The following is a 16,658-nucleotide window of genomic DNA, read 5'->3' as shown; positions in this document are numbered from 1 at the left end:
CGCATTTTCGGCAAGTGTCGACAGTGACGGTCAGAGGCGTGCCACCAGGGCGTCGATGGCCTGACGCGCCTCCTCGATGGCCGAGTCACGCTTGCCCATGTTGAGCCCCTCGGCGAACACCACATCCACCTCGGTGATGCCGATCAGCCCCAGCATGCCCTTGAGGTGCGGGGTCTGGCTGTCCAGCTCGGTGCCGGCATACTGGCCGCCACGGGCCGCCAGGATCACCGCCCGCTTGCCCTCGACCAGTCCCTTGGGGCCGTTCTCGGTGTAGCGGAAGGTCTCGCCGGCCCGCAGCACCCGATCGAACCAGGCCTTGAGCTGGGAGGGGATGCCCAGGTTGTAGAGGGGCACCGCCAGCACCAGGACGTCGTGGTCGAGAAGCTCGTGGATCAGGGCGTCGGAGCGCTCGGCCAGCGCCCGCTGCTCGGCCGAACGCTCCTCGGCCGGCACCTGCCAGGCGCCGAGCTCACTAGCCTCGAGGTGCGGCAGCGCCTCGGCGACCAGGTCGCGGTGGGTCACCGCCAGCCCCCCGCGCTCGGCGGCGCGGGTCCGGAAATGCTCGGCCAGGGCGATGGACTGGCCCTTCTCGCCGAGGATGGAGGCGGTGAGGACGAGGGCACGGGTGGTCATGGCGATCTCCTTGGATGCGGTATCGGGACATTGATCGCCATTTTACGTGCACGAATTGCAACGGAAAGCGCAAAGATCCGCCGCTTTCATTCGATTAAACCGAAAACTCACCCCGTTCCAGCAGCCGGGGCTCGGCGAAAGGTCGTCGAGCGATGGCCAGACTAGGCAACAATCGGCGCCAGGATCGAGTTTACTTGCTGCTAAATGAGGTCCTTAAGCCGATTTTTAACGACGTATGGCCGAGCGCAGACAGTTTTCGCCAGCTCCGCTCAGGGCGCGATGCCCTGACCACAGCCCCGATACTGCTCGCCGTCGATGCTCAGGGTGACCCGTGCCGGGAAGGGCTGACCGCTCATGCTGTCGAAGCAGGCCCGCGCCTCGAGGCGCAGCTCGAAGGGCGTGTCGGCCCGGCCACTGGCCAGGATCATGCGCCCCTCGCCGTTGTCCAGGGTGGTCACCCGGTAGGGCAGGGTCATCTCGCGCTGCCCGTAGTCCAGCACCAGGGTCGCCTCGGGCCGGTCGCTGGCCAGGTTGACCACCCAGCCTGGCTCGTTGCCGCGGGCGTGGAACATCGTCCCCGGCCGCTGGCGACGGGTGAGCACCTCCTGGGTCAGGTCGCGGGTGCAGTCGAGCCGCCCCGTGGCGCTCTCCACCAACGCCTCGTCGCCCTTGTTCCAGAAGCTGAGCTCGCCCTGCTGGTAGCGGGCGCCGCTGGCCACCACCGCCGGCGGCAGCCGGTAGGCCCCGTGGGCGGACCAGAGCCTCAGCTCCTCCTCGGTCGCCGCGGTGACCAGGTCCTGGGCCGGCATGCAGCGCCAGGCGGTCAGCGTCCCGGCATCGCCGGGGAAGAAGAGCGAGGGCATCAGCGGCGCGATGGGCGATGCCGCGGGACCCGCATCCTCGCGGGACGCCCCGCGATCGCTGACCTCGGGGCGTGTCGCCGCGCCGTCGGGGGTGGCGGCGCAGCCGGCAAGCCACAGGACCGCCCCCAGCAGGACGAGGGGACGGGCGGCGGAAACGGTGTGACGAGACATGGCGGCTCCTTGCGTGTCGGCGATGTTCCCTGAGGCCGCAGCATACCAGCCACTCCGCCCTCGCGCGCCGGCTTCGGGCTCAACGCTGCGCGTCAGCCATGGCGACGCCTCAGTTCCCGTGCCGCCTCGACCATGTTGGCCAGGGCCGGCTCCACCTCTTCCCAGCCGCGGGTCTTGAGGCCGCAGTCCGGGTTCACCCAGAGCCGCTCGACCGGGATGCGCTCGGCGGCCTTCTCCATCAGCGCCACCATCCAGGCCACCTCGGGGATGTTGGGCGAGTGGATGTCGTAGACCCCCGGCCCGATGGCGTTGGGGTAGGCAAAGTCCTGGAAGGCGTCGAGCAGCTCCATCGCCGAGCGCGAGGTCTCGATGGTGATCACATCGGCGTCCAGGGCGGCAATCGACTCGATGATGTCGTTGAACTCCGCATAGCACATGTGGGTGTGGATCTGGGTCTCGTCGCGCACCCCCGAGGCGGCCAGCCGGAAGCAGGCCACCGCCCAGTCGAGGTAGCCCTGCCACTCGGCGCGGCGCAGCGGCAGCCCCTCGCGCAGCGCCGGCTCGTCGATCTGGATGGCGCGGATGCCCGCCGCCTCGAGGTCGAGGACCTCGTCGCGCAGCGCCAGGGCGAGCTGCCGGCAGGTGGTCTCGCGGGGCTGGTCGTCGCGCACGAAGGACCACTGCAGCAGGGTCACCGGCCCCGTGAGCATCCCCTTCATCGGCCGCTCGGTGAGCGACTGGGCATATTCGCTCCAGCGCACCGTCATCGCCGCCGGGCGGACCACGTCACCGAAGAGGATCGGTGGCTTGACGCAGCGCGTCCCGTAGCTCTGCACCCAGCCGAAGCGCGTGAAGGCGTAGCCGTCGAGCTGCTCGCCGAAGTATTCGACCATGTCGTTGCGCTCGGGCTCGCCGTGCACCGGCATGTCGATGCCCAGCGCCTCCTGGCGGGCCACCACCCGGGCGATCTCCTCACGCATCCGGGCCTCATAGGCCTCGCGAGAGAGCTCGCCGGCCTTGAAGGCGCGCCGGTCGGCGCGGATCTGAGCCGTCTGGGGGAAGGAGCCGATCGTCGTGGTGGGGAACAGCGGCAGCGCGAGATGGCGCTGCTGGGCCACGGCACGATCGGCGAAGGGGCGCGCGCGCCGGGTATCGGCCGCCGTGACCCCGGCCAGCCGCTCGGCCACCTCGGGGCGATGCAGGCGAGGCGCCTCGCGGCGCGACTGCAGGGCCCGGCTGGCGGCCTCCACGCGATCCCGGTCGGCGGCGCCGGCGCGGCCATCCAGCAGGCGTGCCAGGGTGGCTGTCTCGTCGAGCTTCTGCCGGGCGAAGGCCAGCCAGCTCCTGAGCTCGGCATCCAGCGTGGTCTCCGCGGCCAGGTCCACCGGCACGTGCAGCAGCGAGCAGCTCGTGGCAATCCACAGCCGCTCGCCCAGGCGCATGCGCGCCGTGGCCAGGCGCTCGCGCCACAGGGCCAGGTCGGCTCGCCAGACGTTGCGCCCGTCGATGGCCCCCACCGAGAGCACCTTGTGGGGCAGCAGGCGATCCAGCACCGCGTCGAGCTGCGCCGGGGCACGCACCACGTCGATGTGCAGGCCATCCACCGGCAGGCCCACCGCCAGGGAGAGGTTGTCGCCCAGGCCACCGAAGGGGCTTGCCAGCAGCAGCCTGACCGGGGTGGCCTGCAGCCGATGGTAGGCGCGCTCGTAGGCCTGCCGCCAGGCCAGGGGCAGGTCCTGCACCAGCGCCGGCTCGTCGAGCTGGACCCACTCGACGCCCTGCCCGGCCAGCCGCTCCAGCACCTCGGCATAGACATCGAGGACGCCGTCGAGCAGCGAAAGCCGGTCAAAATCGTCGCCGGCCTCGCCGCGCCCCTTGCCCAGCCACAGCCAGGTCAGGGGACCGGTCAGGGCCACCTTGACCGGGTGGCCGGCGGCCCGGGCCTCCTCCACCTGGTCGAACAGCCGGGTACTGGAGAGCCGGAAGCGCTGGCCGGGATGCAGCTCCGGGACCAGGTAGTGATAGTTGGTATCGAAGTACTTGGTCATCTCGCAGGCCGCAGCCGGCTCGCCGCCGGGGGCCCGCCCCCGGGCCATGCGGAAGGCGGTGTCCAGCGACACCTCGCCGCGCGCCACCTCCGCCTCGGCCCCGAAGCGCCGCGGCACCGCCCCCAGCAGCACCGAGACATCGAGCACCTGGTCGTAGAAGGCGAAGTCCCCCACCGTCACCAGGTCGAGTCCGGCCTCGAGCTGGGCCGCCCAGTTCGCCAGGCGTAGGGCACGTCCGGTGGCCTCCAGGGCCTCGCGGTCGATGTCGCCCTGCCAGTAGGCCTCGGTGGCACGCTTCAATTCACGGTCCGCGCCGATGCGCGGATAGCCGATGACATGAGCCAGCGTCATGATGATGTCTCTTCTGCATGAGTGATGCCGGGAAGTCTCGCTGGCCAGCGGATGTGAATCAAACTAAACTTCTTAATCTTTAAGATGAATCAGGCTCACTCTAATGCTCGAACTCCGTCACCTGCGCACCCTGGTCGCCCTCCGCGATGCCGGCTCCCTGGTGGAAGCCGCCGAACGTGTGCACCTGACCCAGTCGGCCCTCTCCCACCAGGTCAAGGACCTCGAGGAGCGCCTGGGCAGCCCGCTGTTCCTGCGCAAGACCCGGCCGGTGGAGTTCACCCGGGCCGGCACGCGCCTGCTGACCCTGGCCGAGCAGGTCCTGCCGCTGGTGCGCATGGCCGAGCGCGACCTGGCCCGGCTGGCCGGCAACGAGCAGGGAAGGCTGCACATGGCCATCGAGTGCCACAGCTGCTTCCAGTGGCTGATGCCCACCATCGACCACTTCCGCAACCACTGGCCGGAGGTGGAGATCGACATCCCCGGCGGCCACCACTTCGACCCCCTGCCGGCACTGGCCCGCGAACAGCTCGACCTGGTGATCACCGCCGACCCCCAGCCGCTGCCCGGGATCCACTACGAGCCGCTGTTCCGCTACGAGGGCCTGCTGGCGGTGGCCCGGCAGCACCCCATGGCGGGACGCCCCTTTGTCACGCCCGAGGAGCTGGCCGAGGAGACCCTGATCACCTATCCGGTGGAACACTCCCGGCTCGACGTCTTCACCCAGTTCCTCGACCCCGCCGGGGTGCGGCCGAAGGAAGTGCGTACCGCCGAGCTGACGATCATGATGATGCAGCTGGTGGCCAGCGGACGCGGCGTCTGCGCCCTGCCCAACTGGGCGCTGACCGAGTACCTGGAGCGCGACTACGTCAAGGCCGTGGCCCTGGGCGAGAAGGGGGTGTGGAGCACGCTGTTCGCGGCCATCCGCGAGGAGACCCGCGGCGCGCCCTGGATGGAGGACTTCCTGCGCACCGCCCGGGAGACCTCCTTCGCGGTGCTGGAGGGGATCAGGCCGGCGTAGCGTTGCGCCGCGGCAGCAGCAGGGTGAAGCGCGCCCCGCCCAGTGTGGCGCTGGCATCCACCATCACGCTGCCGCCGTGCCAGGCCATGACCTTCTGCACGATGGAGAGCCCCAGCCCGTAGCCGCCGGAGCGGCGAGTGCGGCTGTCGTCCAGGCGCGCGAAGGGCTTGAAGACCTCGCTGCGCGCCGCCGCGGGAATGCCGGGACCATCGTCCTCCACGTCCAGGCGCACCAGCCGGGGTTCGCTCTGCAGGCGGATCACCACCCGGGAACGGGCGTGACGGCAGGCATTGGCCACCAGGTTCTGCAGCGCCCGCTGCAGGTAGCGGGGCTCTGCCTGGACCTCGACTTCCGGCCCCGCCTCGAGCTCGATGCGGATAGTGCGATGCAGCGGCCGCAACGCCTCGATGACCCGCTCGGCCATGGCGCGACAGTCGACCAGCGAGGTCTCGAGCTCGGCGCCATTGGCCGTCTCGCTGCCCAGCCGGGCATAGGTGAGGATCTCGTCGATCAGCTCGTCGAGTTCGGTGATGTCGCCATCGACGCCCTCCAGCTGCCGACGGATCGCCGGATCATCGGTCATGTCCTCGACCATCTGCACCGCGAACCGGATGCGTGCCACCGGGGTACGCAGCTCGTGGGAGACGGCGCGGATCATGTCCTGCTGGGCGCGCAGCAGCGACTGCACCTGGGCGGCCATGCCGTTGAAGGCCATCCCCAGGCGCCCCAGGAAGTCGCCGCTCTCGACCTTGACCCGGGTATCCAGCCGTCCCCCGGCGATGCGGGTCGCCGCCAGCTCCAGGCGCGCCATGCGGGCCTCCACCCCGCGCACGATCAGGTAGATGATCGCCGCCAGCACGCCGAGCAGCAGCACCAGCAGCAGCAGCTGCAGCGAGACCGGCAGCGGCTCGAAGGCCTTCACCGGGCCGATGGCCAGCCAGCGGGTCTGGGGGTCGCTGCCGGGCAGCAGGCGGTACATCGCCATGGACCAGCGCCCTGGCAGCAGCCGGATCACCACCTCCCCCTCGGCCAGGCGCGCCAGCTGGCGGGTATCCAGCCCCTCGGGCGGGGACTCGCTCAGCTGCAGGGGGATACCGTCCCCCGCGACCCGCTCCAGCTGGGCCCGGCGCGCCTCGCCCGAGGCCTGGGCGAGCCACTCGGCGAGCAGCTCGGTGAGCCCGCGCAACTGCTGCTCGCTGAGGCTCGCCACGTCGACCTCCAGCAGCTGCTCGCCACCGGGGAGCAGGCGCTGCAGGCGCCAGCCATGCTCGCCCCGGGGCATGACCAGCACGCGGCCGCGCTCGAGGCGCGAGCGGGAGAAGTAGTTCAGCGAGAGGTCGTCGACCGACACCAGCCGAAGGGTCATGTCGAGCTGTTCGGCGCGACTCGCCAGCCACGCCTCGCGCCCCGTCTCGGGCAGGGAATCGACCCAGGCGGTCAGCACCCGCATGGGCGGCTCGACCAGCTGCTCGCGATAGTGTTCGCGGCGCACCTGGTCGACCATGGCCAGCCCCAGCAGGGCCAGGCCGAAGGTCAGCAGCAGCGCCAGCGCCAGCAGGACATAGACGCGCAGGAAGGTGCTGTCGGCCAGGGTCCGACGCATGCTTCAGCCATCCCTGACGAAGAGGTAGCCCTTGCTGCGCACCGTCTTGATGCGGTGCGGCTGGTTGGGATCGTCGCCGATCTTGGGGCGAATGCGCGAGACACGCACGTCGATGGAGCGATCCTGGCCGTCGTACTTGATGCCGCGCAGGCGGTCGAAGATCTCCTCGCGGGTCAACACCCGGCCGGCATTGCTGGCCAGCAGCCACAGCAGGTCGAACTCGGCACTGGTGAGGTCGATGCGCTCGCCGTCCAGCCAGGCCTCGCGGGTGGCGTTGTCGATCACCAGGTCGGCGAAGGTCAGGCGGGTCTCCTCGCCGGCCTCGGCCGGCTCGGCGCGCCGCAGCAGGGCGCGCATGCGCGCCAGCAGCACCCGCGGCTGCACCGGCTTGGGCACGTAGTCGTCGGCGCCCATCTCCAGGCCCAGCACCTGGTCCATGTCGTCGGTGCGGGCGGTGAGCATCATGATCGGGCCGGGATACTCGCTGCGCACCCGGCGGCAGATCGACAGGCCATCCTCGCCCGGCAGCATCAGGTCGAGGATCACCAGGTCCGGCTGCAGGGAGAGGATCCGCTCGACGCCGCGGGCACCGTCGGCCTCCACCGTGACCCGGAAGCCGTTGGCCTCCAGGTAGTCGCGGGTCAGGCCGGCCAGCCGCTCGTCATCCTCGATGATCAGCACATGATCCTGTTCCTGGGCTTGCAAGCTGTCGTCCATCCTCTGTTCCATCCTGGCGGGCAGGTGAGCGGTCACGGGGCTCCCGCTCTCGGGAGCCAACGCCAATGGCTAAAGGATACCCGAAATCCGACATTCCGCCTTCCCGTCTCCACATGGCGACAGGGAGTGTCTCCGAGGCCCAACGACGGGGCCTGGCGACGGGGGCCATTCTGCCCCCCGGATGGCCACAGCCGATCCACAGGTTATCCACTTGATGGGACCAGGAAAGCACACTATCTTGTGTCTCGATCCGACAGGAACACTACATCATGTGCCTTAGCAACCGGCACCATGCCTGTCAACCGTCGCCCGCGCGGCGGCCTTCGACCATCCGACTCACCAGTCAGGGACCCCCGGCGCCATGGATACCATTGTCACACCGGACGAGCCGTCCGTTTCCGTCACCGCACCCAAGGCCCTGCGCGTCATCAAGCGCAACGGCGACGTCGTGGCCTTCGATGCCGACAAGATCGCCGTCGCCATGAGCAAGGCCTTCATCGCCGTGGAGGGCGACAACGCCGCCACCTCCTCGCGGGTGCGCGACTTCGTCCGCCAGTCCACCGAGAGCATCGAGAAGGCCTTCCTGCGCCGCATGCCCGACGGCGGCACCCTGCACATCGAGGACATCCAGGACCAGGTCGAGCTGGCGCTGATGCGCGCCGGCGAGCAGCGGGTCGCCCGCGCCTACGTGCTCTACCGCGAGGCACACGCCCGGGCGCGGGCCGCGGCCGGCGGCGACATCGTCAAGCCGCACCCCAGCCTCAACGTGACCCTCACCGACGGCACCACCCGCCCGCTGGACCTGGGCCGCATCGAGACCCTGGTGGCGGACGCCTGCGAGGGGCTGGCCAACGTCGAGGCCCAGAAGATCGTCGACGACTCGCTGAAGAACCTCTACGACGGGGTCACCGTGGACGGCGTCTCCCAGGCGCTGATGATGACCGCCCGCACCCTGGTGGAGAAGGATCCCGACTACACCTACGTCACCGCCCGCCTGCTGCAGGACAACCTGCGCCGCGAGGCGCTCTCCTTCCTGGGCATCGCCGACGAGGCCACCTACGGGGAGATGGCCGAGCTCTACGCGCCGGCCTTCAAGGCCTATATCGCCAAGGGCATCGAGTTCGAGCAGCTCGACCCGGCACTGGCCGATTTCGACCTCGACCGCCTGGGCGAGGCGCTGGACCACCATCGCGACAACGCCTTCACCTACCTGGGCCTGCAGACCCTCTACGACCGCTACTTCATTCACCGCGACGAGGTGCGCTACGAGCTGCCCCAGGTGATGTTCATGCGGGTCGCCATGGGCCTGTCCCTCAACGAGGACGACCGCGAGGCGCGGGCCATCGAGTTCTACGAGCTGCTCTCGAGCTTCGACTACATGGCCTCCACGCCGACCCTGTTCAACGCCGGCACCGTGCGCAGCCAGCTCTCCAGCTGTTACCTGACCACCGTGCCCGACGAGCTGGACGGCATCTACAGCGCCATCCGCGACAACGCCCTGCTCTCCAAGTGGGCCGGGGGCCTGGGCAACGACTGGACGCCGGTGCGCGCGCTCGGCTCCTGGATCAAGGGCACCAACGGCAAGTCCCAGGGCGTCGTCCCCTTCCTCAAGGTGGTCAACGACACCGCCGTGGCGGTCAACCAGGGCGGCAAGCGCAAGGGGGCGGTCTGCGCCTACCTCGAGACCTGGCACCTCGATATCGAGGAGTTCCTGGAACTGCGCAAGAACACCGGCGACGACCGCCGCCGCACCCACGACATGAACACCGCCAACTGGGTGCCCGACCTGTTCATGAAGCGGGTCTTCGATGACGGCGAGTGGACGCTCTTCTCCCCCTCCACCTGCCCGGACCTCCACGACCTCTACGGCGCGGCCTTCGAGCAGCGCTACGAGGAGTACGAGGCGATGACCCGCACGGGGGAGCTCAAGCTCTACAAGCGCGTCCGCGCCAAGGACCTGTGGCGCAGGATGCTCTCGATGCTGTTCGAGACCGGCCATCCCTGGATCACCTTCAAGGACCCGTGCAACCTGCGCAGCCCGCAGCAGCACGCCGGCGTGGTGCACAGCTCCAACCTCTGCACCGAGATCACCCTCAACACCTCGGCCGACGAGATCGCGGTGTGCAACCTGGGCTCGGTCAACCTGGCCCAGCACGTGGTGGACGGCAGGCTCGACGGCGAGAAGCTGAGAAAGACCGTGCGCACCGCCGTGCGCATGCTCGATAACGTCATCGACATCAACTACTACGCGGTGCCCCAGGCGAAGAACTCCAACGCCAAGCACCGCCCGGTGGGGCTCGGCATCATGGGCTTCCAGGACGCCCTCTACGCCCAGGACATCGCCTACGCCAGTGACGCGGCCGTCGAGTTTGCCGACCGCTCCATGGAGCTGGTCAGCTATCACGCCATCGAGGCCTCCTCTGATCTCGCCACCGAGCGCGGCCGCTACGAGAGCTTCGAGGGCTCGCTGTGGAGCCAGGGCATCCTGCCCATCGACTCCATCCAGAAGCTCAAGACCGAGCGCGGCGAGAAGTACATCGAGGTCGACGAGAGCGCCACCCAGGACTGGGACCGCCTGCGCGACAAGATCGCCGGCCAGGGCATGCGCAACTCCAACGTGATGGCCATCGCCCCGACCGCCACCATCTCCAACATCTGTGGCGTGACCCAGTCCATCGAGCCGACCTACCAGAACCTCTACGTGAAGTCGAACCTCTCCGGCGAGTTCACGGTGGTCAACGCGCCCATGGTCAACGACCTCAAGGCGCGCGGGCTGTGGGACGAGGTGATGATCAACGACCTCAAGTACTACGACGGCTCGGCCCAGCCCATCGACCGCATCCCGGACGACCTCAAGGCCAAGTACGCCACCGCCTTCGAGGTGGAGCCCAAGTGGCTGGTGGAGGCCGCCGCGCGGCGCCAGAAGTGGATCGACCAGGCCCAGTCGCTGAACCTCTACATCAAGGGGGTCTCCGGCAAGAAGCTCGACGTGACCTACCGCATGGCCTGGTTCCGCGGCCTGAAGACCACCTACTACCTGCGCGCCCTGGGCGCCACCTCGGTGGAGAAGTCCACCGTCGACCGCGGCACCCTCAATGCCGTGAGCAACGCCGCCCCAGGGCAGGCACCGGCGCCAGAGCCCTCTGCCGGGTCGAGCCGCGAGCCGCGCGGCATCGACGACTTCCTGCAGGGCAAGGGCGGCCAGCGGGCACCGAGTGCCGGCGAGATCGACGAGCTGGGCTGCGAGGCCTGCCAGTAAGCGCCAAGCGCAAGCAAGAGGGAAGGCCCTGCCCTCCCTCTTGCCAACCATGAACCCTGGCCGAGGCGCCGACCGCGCCCGCCACATCATCCGGAATGCCACCGGGAGAGAGACGATGCTGAACTGGGACGAGTTCCACGAGGACGAGACAACCGTCGCCGAGCAACCCAAGCCGGCGCCCGCTCCGCAGCCCGCTGCCGAGCCCCAGGTCGACAACGCGGCCGTTGCCGAGAGCCGAGGCAGCTACCGGGCCGCCGAGGGCGACCGCCTGGCGCGTGCCCGTGCCTCGCTGGAGGCCCTCGACGTGGCCGCCGGCCTCGAGGAGCTGGAGATGGGCGCGGCGCGCATCGAGGTCGACGACAAGCAGATGATCAATGCCCGCGCCGACCTCAACCAGCTGGTGCCCTTCAAGTACGAGTGGGCCTGGCAGAAGTACCTGGACGGCAGCGCCAACCACTGGATGCCCCAGGAAGTGAACATGAACGCCGACATCGCGCTGTGGAAGAGTGCCGAGGGCCTCACCGCGGACGAGCGGCGCATCGTCGAGCGCAGCCTGGGCTACTTCTCCACGGCGGACTCGCTGGTGGCCAACAACCTGGTGCTGGCGCTCTACCGCCTGATCACCAACCCCGAGTGCCGCCAGTACCTGCTGCGCCAGGCCTTCGAGGAGGCGATCCACACCCACGCCTACCAGTACTGCGTGGAATCGCTGGGCATGGACGAGGGCGAGGTCTTCAACATGTACCGCGAGGTCCCCTCGGTGGCCGCCAAGTCCGCCTGGAGCCTCAAGCATACCCAGTCGCTGGCGCGCCCGGACTTCAACACCGGCACCCCGGAGACCGACCAGGAGCTGCTGCGCAACCTGATCGCCTTCTACTGCGTCACCGAGGGCATCTTCTTCTACTGCGGCTTCAGCCAGATCCTCTCCATGGGCCGGCGCAACAAGATGACCGGCGTGGCCGAGCAGTTCCAGTACATCCTGCGTGACGAGTCCATGCACCTGAACTTCGGCGTGGACATGATCAACCAGATCAAGATCGAGAACCCGCACCTCTGGACGGCCGAGTTCCAGGACGAGGTCACCCAGATGATCCTCGAGGGCACCGAGCTCGAGATCGCCTATGCCCGGGACACCATGCCCCGCGGCGTGCTGGGCATGAACGCGGCGATCATGGAGGAGTACCTGCACTTCATCTGCAATCGCCGCCTGGCGCAGATCGGCCTGAAGGAGCAGTTCCCCGGCGCGCAGAACCCCTTCCCGTGGATGAGCGAGATCATCGACCTGCGCAAGGAGAAGAACTTCTTCGAGACTCGCGTCACCGAATACCAGGTGGGCGGCGCACTGAGCTGGGACTGATCCCGTAGACGCAAGGCCGGGGCCATCCGCCCCGGCAGGATGGAGGGAGGCCTCGTCATGATGGAGATGCCCATCGCGACCCGTGAGACGCGACGCGCCCGCGTCCGCCGGCCTGCCGCCACCCCAGATGATGACGCCCTGTCCGGCCCTGCCGGGCGGGGCGTTTTTCATGGCCCGGCAACAGGCACAACAACGGAGGGCAATCCGATGCAAGCAACCCAAGCCGTAGCACGTCGCGAGTCCCGGGCGTGGCAGTCCGCGCTGGACCGGGCGCTCAGCGCCCATGACAGCGAAGACGCCCTGGCCCGCTATCCCCATGTGGCCTTCGCCTTCCCGTCGCCATCCCCCAACCCCTACTCGCGGGACTACCCGCTGCTCGACTACCGGGAGCTCAAGGAGTGGGCGACCTCGCGGGGCTGGCGGGTTCGTCCGGCCCCCGAGCGCGCGCCCGCCAACGAGAAGTACAGCCCGCCGGTGCGCTTCACCCGGCTGCCCCGGGGCGGCGCGCGCCCCGCTTCCGGGCCGGGGCGCCCTTGAGCCGCGCCCGGGGCTGCTGGCCCCGGGCAGCATTGATTCCCGGTGGCCGCGAGCGCTAACGTGGAGGCACGACGTCCCGGGATGACACGGAGGGCTCACCCATGAAAGAGCGCAAGGCCAGAAGCGTGATCACGCGGGTCTTCGTGCCCGCCCATGTCCGCGACCTGCCCAACGGCGAACGCGTGAGGGTACCCGGCCACTACAAGGCCCCGCCGCGGCGATAGCCTCCCCCCATGCAGCAGCCCATCATCGGCTACCACCTCGACGAGGAGAGCCACTGGGTCGCGGAACTCGCCTGCGGCCATAACCAGCACGTGCGCCATCAGCCCCCCTGGACCGAGCGCCCTTGGGTGACCAGCGAGGCCGGGCGGCGCTCGCGGCTCGGCCTCGCCCTGGAGTGTGTCAAGTGTGATCGTGGCGAGCCGCGGGACAACCCCGTCAGCGACTAGACTGGGGGTAGCCACCGCCCGGAGATGCCCCATGGCCGCATCCCGCGACACCCTGACACGCTACCGCGAGAAGCGCGACTCACGCCGTACCCCCGAGCCCATGGAAAACGGTCGACAGGGCGACCGGCCGCGCTTCGTCATCCAGCAGCACGCCGCCTCCACAATGCACTACGACGTCCGCCTCGAGGTCGATGGCGTGCTGAAGTCCTGGGCGGTGCCCAAGGGCCCCTCCACCGACCCGCGGGTCAAGCGCCTGGCGATCCCCACCGAGGATCATCCCCTGGCCTATGCCGACTTCGAGGGTGTGATTCCCGAGGGCGAATACGGCGCCGGCACCGTGCTGATCTGGGATCGCGGCCACTACCGCAACCTCAAGGAGGGCGACGACCGGCCCTCGATCGCCGAACAGCTCAAGGAGGGCCATGCCACCGTCTGGCTGGAGGGGGAGAAGCTGCGCGGGGGCTATGCGCTGATCCGCACGCACCTGGAGCAGGGGGAGGGCTGGCTGCTGGTGAAGATGGAGGACGAGGCCGCCGATGCGAGGCGCAATCCCACCTCGACCGAACCCGAATCCGTGGTGTCGGGGCGCACCCTGGAGGAGATCAACCGCGAGGCGGGCAAGAACCAGGCCTGAGCCCGGCGAGTCCGGCTCACGCCACGCAACACCCGCGGCCCGGATGGGCCGCGAGGCGCCCGCCGATGCGGCGAGTGGAAGGCCGGGGAATCGCTATCCCTTGGGCCCGAACAGGAGCCAGACGATCAGCCCGATCAGCGGGAAGAACAGCAGGACCAGGATCCAGATCAGCTTGGACAGCCCGCCGGCCGGGCTCTTGGCCACCTTGACGATGGCCCAGATGACGATGATCAGCCAGATAAGGCCCAGCAGGCCGCCTACTTCGATACCCATGCGACGTCTCCTTGTCGATTTCCATTCGGCGAAGTGCCGCCCTTAGAGGTAGCACAGCGGTCGCGAAACGCACAATCGCGGCCGGTAGCGAATTGTCAGCACGCGTAACGGGGGCGCCGCTCACTCGGGCAGCAGGTGCCCGACCTTGACGTAGATCAGCGCGCCATCCTCGCCCGTGAAGGGCGTATGCTGGCTGCGATGGGGGCTGCGCAGCCAGCTGCCGGCGGGATAGGCCCCATGCTCGTCGTGGAAGGTGCCCTCGAGGACCAGGATCTCCTCGCCGCCCCAGTGGGCATGGGTCTGGAAGCGGGTGTTGGGCGCCCAGCGCACCAGCGCCACGTGCTCGCCCTCGAAGTCGTGGAGCGGCAGCACCTCGAGACCCTCGACGAGCCCGGGGCGCCAGCCACCGGCGCGGGTGTCGATGACCTTCTGTTCGGTGTCGTCCGGCGAGAACTGGTGCAGCTTGACGAAGATCAGCGCCCCCTCTTCGCCCACCCGCGGGGCGTGAGACGTGCCGATGGGGTTGCGCAAATAGTGGCCCGCGGGATAGCGGCCATGCTCGTCGGCGAACTCGCCCTCCAGCACCAGGATCTCCTCGCCGCCACCGTGCTCGTGGGTCGGGAAGGTGCTGTCGGGCGCATAGCGTACCAGGGAGGTGGCCCGGGCCACCTCGTCGCCGACCCGGTCCAGCATCATCCGCTCCACCCCCGGGGTGGGGGAGTCCACCCAGCGGTACTGGTCGGGGGTGACCACCGCACGGCGGCTGAAATCGGCATTGTGTCGCATGACGCTCTCCTTCTGACAGGGCCCCAGAGACTGGGGCCTCTCGTTGCCGAGCCCGCTCACCTGGCCCGACACTTGCATGACCACGGCATGGCCTTCATCGGTTAGGATGGGGCTCCCCACCGCCAATCGCAAGGAGGCCCCTTGGCCATCGACCTGCTGCTCAATGCGCTGATCTTCCTCGCGGCGGCGGTGCTGATCGTGCCGGTCTTCAAGCGCCTGGGGCTGGGCGAGGTACTGGGCTACCTGGCCGCGGGGGTGGTCATCGGCCCCTCGGCCCTGGCCCTGGTGGCGGACGCCGAGGCGGTGCTGCAGTTCTCCCAGGTCGGCATCGTCTTCCTGCTGTTCGTGATCGGCCTGGAACTCAAGCCCTCGCGACTGCGCGTGATGCGCAAGGCGGTGTTCGGCTTCGGCAGCCTGCAGGTGACCATCACCACGGCCCTGCTCGCGCTTGCCGCCTGGTGGCTGGGGCTCTCCCCCGCCGCGGCCCTGGTCGTGGGCTTCAGCCTGGGGCTCTGCTCCACGCCGCTGGTGCTGCAGCTGCTCGGCGAGCGTAAGGAGCTGCAGACCCGCCACGGCCGCAATGCCTTCGCCCTGCTGCTGTTCCAGGACCTGGCGGCGATCCCGGTGCTGGCGATCATTCCCATGCTGGCCGCCGACGCCCTGATGGCGGACGGCCTCATGCCCCTGCTCAAGGGCGTGCTGGTGGCCATCGGTGCCTTCCTCGGGCTGATCGTCGGCGGCCGCTACCTGCTGCGCCCGCTGTTTCACTATGCCGCGGCCACCCGCAGCCGTGAGATGTTCGCCGGCACCGTCCTGCTGGTTGTGATCGGCGCCGCCCTGCTGATGGAACTGGCCGGGCTCTCCATGGCCCTGGGGGCCTTCATCGCCGGCGTGCTGCTCGCCGACTCCAAGTACCGCCACAACATCGAGGCCGATATCGAACCCTATCGCGGCCTGCTGCTGGGGCTGTTCTTCATGGCGGTGGGCATGACGGCCGATATCCGCCTGCTCGGCGAGATGCCGCTGGTCGTGCTCGGCCTGACCCTGGGGCTGGTGCTGCTCAAGGCGATGGCCATGCTGGTCGCCGCGAGGGTCCACGGCACCGGCTGGAAGGAGGGGCTCAACCTGGGGGTGTTGCTCTCCCAGGGCGGCGAATTCGGCTTCGTGCTGCTCTCCGCGGCGGCGACCGCCGCCCTGCTCGACCCGTCGCTGGTCAGCCTGCTGATCCTGGTGATCTCGCTCTCCATGGTGACCACCCCGCTGCTCTTCCAGCTGCATGTGCACGGCCTTCGCCGCCTCTTCACCCGCCGCCGGCCCAAGCACGCCTACGATACCCTGCCCGACGACGCCCCGCAGATCATCATCGCCGGATTCGGCCGCTTCGGGCAGATCATGGGGCGTGCCCTGCAGGGGCTGAAGATCCCCTACACGGTGCTCGACATCAACGCCGACCAGGTCGAGGTGGTGCGCCACTACGGGAACCAGGTCTACTACGGGGATGCCTCGCGCATCGACCTGCTCAAGGCCGCCGGGGCCGACCGGGCCCGGGTGATGGTGGTGGCAGTGGGAGACCCCGAGGCCTCGATGCGCATCGTCGGCCAGGTGCGCCGCCAGTTTCCCCACCTTCAGCTCTATGCCCGGGCACGCAACCGCCACCACGCCCACCTGCTGATGCGGGCCGGGGTCACCCATATCGTGCGCGAGCTGCTGCCCGCCAGCCTCGAGCTGACCCGTGATGCCCTGATCGGCCTGGGCATTCCCCGGGAGCAGGCCCAGCACACCATCGATACCTTCCGCCCCCACGACGAGCAGGCACTGCTGCGCCAGCTCGAGGTGTTCGGCAACGAGACGCAGCAGATCCAGACCATCCAGGACGCCGCCCGGGAGCTCGAGGCGCTATACGAGGCGGACGAGGACATCACCACCCGGATGGAGGAGATTCCGCGCTGGCAGCGCTGA

At 69.0% G+C, this 16,658-nt stretch carries 15 protein-coding genes; 8 read left to right on the top strand and 7 right to left on the bottom strand.

The features are described 5' to 3' along the window. Positions 1-30: 30 nt before the first annotated feature. The 3 genes from P8934_RS01860 to metE all read right to left on the bottom strand — a co-directional run bounded on the left by P8934_RS01860 (position 31) and on the right by metE (position 4,066). Positions 31-633, bottom strand: a complete 603-nt coding sequence (locus tag P8934_RS01860; RefSeq protein WP_278032660.1) for an NAD(P)H-dependent oxidoreductase — start codon at positions 631-633, stop codon at positions 31-33. A gap of 269 nt (positions 634-902) precedes the next feature. Then, positions 903-1,667 (bottom strand): MliC family protein, encoded by a 765-nt coding sequence (locus P8934_RS01855; protein ID WP_278032659.1) that lies wholly within the window; start codon positions 1,665-1,667, stop codon positions 903-905. Between the two features lie 92 nt (positions 1,668-1,759). Then, on the bottom strand, positions 1,760-4,066 hold the full coding sequence (gene metE, locus P8934_RS01850; RefSeq protein ID WP_278032658.1) for a 5-methyltetrahydropteroyltriglutamate--homocysteine S-methyltransferase: 2,307 nt from the start codon (positions 4,064-4,066) through the stop codon (positions 1,760-1,762). A 103-nt stretch (positions 4,067-4,169) separates the two neighbouring features. On the opposite strand from metE, the gene P8934_RS01845 reads away from it, so the two are divergent. Beyond that, on the top strand, positions 4,170-5,084 hold the full coding sequence (locus P8934_RS01845) for a LysR family transcriptional regulator (protein WP_278032657.1): 915 nt from the start codon (positions 4,170-4,172) through the stop codon (positions 5,082-5,084). Here the strand turns inward: P8934_RS01845 and P8934_RS01840 are convergent. After that, complete coding sequence (locus P8934_RS01840) at positions 5,071-6,687, bottom strand: ATP-binding protein (RefSeq protein WP_278032656.1); 1,617 nt, start codon at positions 6,685-6,687, stop codon at positions 5,071-5,073. The genes P8934_RS01845 and P8934_RS01840 overlap by 14 nt on opposite strands. A 3-nt stretch (positions 6,688-6,690) precedes the next feature. Continuing rightward, positions 6,691-7,404: a winged helix-turn-helix domain-containing protein gene (locus tag P8934_RS01835; RefSeq protein WP_278032655.1), complete on the bottom strand. Its 714-nt coding sequence runs from the start codon at positions 7,402-7,404 to the stop codon at positions 6,691-6,693. Positions 7,405-7,765: 361 nt separating this feature from the next. Between P8934_RS01835 and P8934_RS01830 the strand changes: the two genes are divergently transcribed. The 6 genes from P8934_RS01830 to P8934_RS01805 all read left to right on the top strand — a co-directional run bounded on the left by P8934_RS01830 (position 7,766) and on the right by P8934_RS01805 (position 13,640). Then, entirely contained in the window at positions 7,766-10,663 is a 2,898-nt protein-coding gene (locus P8934_RS01830; RefSeq protein ID WP_278032654.1) for a ribonucleoside-diphosphate reductase subunit alpha, read from the top strand. 115 nt (positions 10,664-10,778) lie between these two features. Next, positions 10,779-12,020, top strand: a complete 1,242-nt coding sequence (locus tag P8934_RS01825; RefSeq protein WP_278032653.1) for a ribonucleotide-diphosphate reductase subunit beta — start codon at positions 10,779-10,781, stop codon at positions 12,018-12,020. A 207-nt stretch (positions 12,021-12,227) separates the two neighbouring features. After that, complete coding sequence (locus P8934_RS01820; RefSeq protein WP_278032652.1) at positions 12,228-12,557, top strand: hypothetical protein; 330 nt, start codon at positions 12,228-12,230, stop codon at positions 12,555-12,557. A gap of 101 nt (positions 12,558-12,658) precedes the next feature. Next, positions 12,659-12,781: a hypothetical protein gene (locus tag P8934_RS01815; RefSeq protein ID WP_278032651.1), complete on the top strand. Its 123-nt coding sequence runs from the start codon at positions 12,659-12,661 to the stop codon at positions 12,779-12,781. A gap of 9 nt (positions 12,782-12,790) precedes the next feature. Continuing rightward, positions 12,791-13,006: a DUF3565 domain-containing protein gene (locus P8934_RS01810; protein WP_278032650.1), complete on the top strand. Its 216-nt coding sequence runs from the start codon at positions 12,791-12,793 to the stop codon at positions 13,004-13,006. 31 nt (positions 13,007-13,037) lie between these two features. Further along, the gene (locus tag P8934_RS01805) at positions 13,038-13,640 is read left to right on the top strand and encodes a DNA polymerase ligase N-terminal domain-containing protein (protein WP_278032649.1); all 603 of its coding nucleotides are present in this window, start codon (positions 13,038-13,040) and stop codon (positions 13,638-13,640) included. Between the two features lie 93 nt (positions 13,641-13,733). Here P8934_RS01805 and P8934_RS01800 read toward each other — a convergent pair whose 3' ends face one another. Together P8934_RS01800 and P8934_RS01795 are read right to left on the bottom strand one after the other, a co-directional pair. Continuing rightward, complete coding sequence (locus tag P8934_RS01800; RefSeq protein WP_133637084.1) at positions 13,734-13,913, bottom strand: PLDc N-terminal domain-containing protein; 180 nt, start codon at positions 13,911-13,913, stop codon at positions 13,734-13,736. 120 nt (positions 13,914-14,033) lie between these two features. Beyond that, positions 14,034-14,699 (bottom strand): cupin domain-containing protein, encoded by a 666-nt coding sequence (locus P8934_RS01795; protein ID WP_278032648.1) that lies wholly within the window; start codon positions 14,697-14,699, stop codon positions 14,034-14,036. 141 nt (positions 14,700-14,840) lie between these two features. On the opposite strand from P8934_RS01795, the gene P8934_RS01790 reads away from it, so the two are divergent. Further along, on the top strand, positions 14,841-16,658 hold the full coding sequence (locus tag P8934_RS01790; RefSeq protein WP_278032647.1) for a monovalent cation:proton antiporter-2 (CPA2) family protein: 1,818 nt from the start codon (positions 14,841-14,843) through the stop codon (positions 16,656-16,658).

The organism is Halomonas sp. CKK8 (assembly GCF_029625235.1).
Lineage (GTDB): Bacteria > Pseudomonadota > Gammaproteobacteria > Pseudomonadales > Halomonadaceae > Halomonas > Halomonas ventosae.
Note: the sequence above shows the minus strand (reverse complement) of the source record. Positions and strands in the feature narration are given on the sequence as shown.

What these genes read in the sequence shown, in the direction of transcription:
- P8934_RS01815 (WP_278032651.1), top strand. Translation starts at nt 12,659, where the DNA reads ATGAAAGAGCGCAAGGCCAGAAGCGTGATCACGCGGGTCTTCGTGCCC.
- P8934_RS01860 (WP_278032660.1), bottom strand. Translation starts at nt 633, where the DNA reads ATGACCACCCGTGCCCTCGTCCTCACCGCCTCCATCCTCGGCGAGAAG.
- P8934_RS01830 (WP_278032654.1), top strand. Translation starts at nt 7,766, where the DNA reads ATGGATACCATTGTCACACCGGACGAGCCGTCCGTTTCCGTCACCGCA.
- P8934_RS01810 (WP_278032650.1), top strand. Translation starts at nt 12,791, where the DNA reads ATGCAGCAGCCCATCATCGGCTACCACCTCGACGAGGAGAGCCACTGG.
- P8934_RS01800 (WP_133637084.1), bottom strand. Translation starts at nt 13,913, where the DNA reads ATGGGTATCGAAGTAGGCGGCCTGCTGGGCCTTATCTGGCTGATCATC.
- P8934_RS01855 (WP_278032659.1), bottom strand. Translation starts at nt 1,667, where the DNA reads ATGTCTCGTCACACCGTTTCCGCCGCCCGTCCCCTCGTCCTGCTGGGG.
- P8934_RS01820 (WP_278032652.1), top strand. Translation starts at nt 12,228, where the DNA reads ATGCAAGCAACCCAAGCCGTAGCACGTCGCGAGTCCCGGGCGTGGCAG.
- P8934_RS01835 (WP_278032655.1), bottom strand. Translation starts at nt 7,404, where the DNA reads ATGGACGACAGCTTGCAAGCCCAGGAACAGGATCATGTGCTGATCATC.
- P8934_RS01840 (WP_278032656.1), bottom strand. Translation starts at nt 6,687, where the DNA reads ATGCGTCGGACCCTGGCCGACAGCACCTTCCTGCGCGTCTATGTCCTG.
- P8934_RS01805 (WP_278032649.1), top strand. Translation starts at nt 13,038, where the DNA reads ATGGCCGCATCCCGCGACACCCTGACACGCTACCGCGAGAAGCGCGAC.
- P8934_RS01795 (WP_278032648.1), bottom strand. Translation starts at nt 14,699, where the DNA reads ATGCGACACAATGCCGATTTCAGCCGCCGTGCGGTGGTCACCCCCGAC.
- metE (WP_278032658.1), bottom strand. Translation starts at nt 4,066, where the DNA reads ATGACGCTGGCTCATGTCATCGGCTATCCGCGCATCGGCGCGGACCGT.
- P8934_RS01825 (WP_278032653.1), top strand. Translation starts at nt 10,779, where the DNA reads ATGCTGAACTGGGACGAGTTCCACGAGGACGAGACAACCGTCGCCGAG.
- P8934_RS01845 (WP_278032657.1), top strand. Translation starts at nt 4,170, where the DNA reads ATGCTCGAACTCCGTCACCTGCGCACCCTGGTCGCCCTCCGCGATGCC.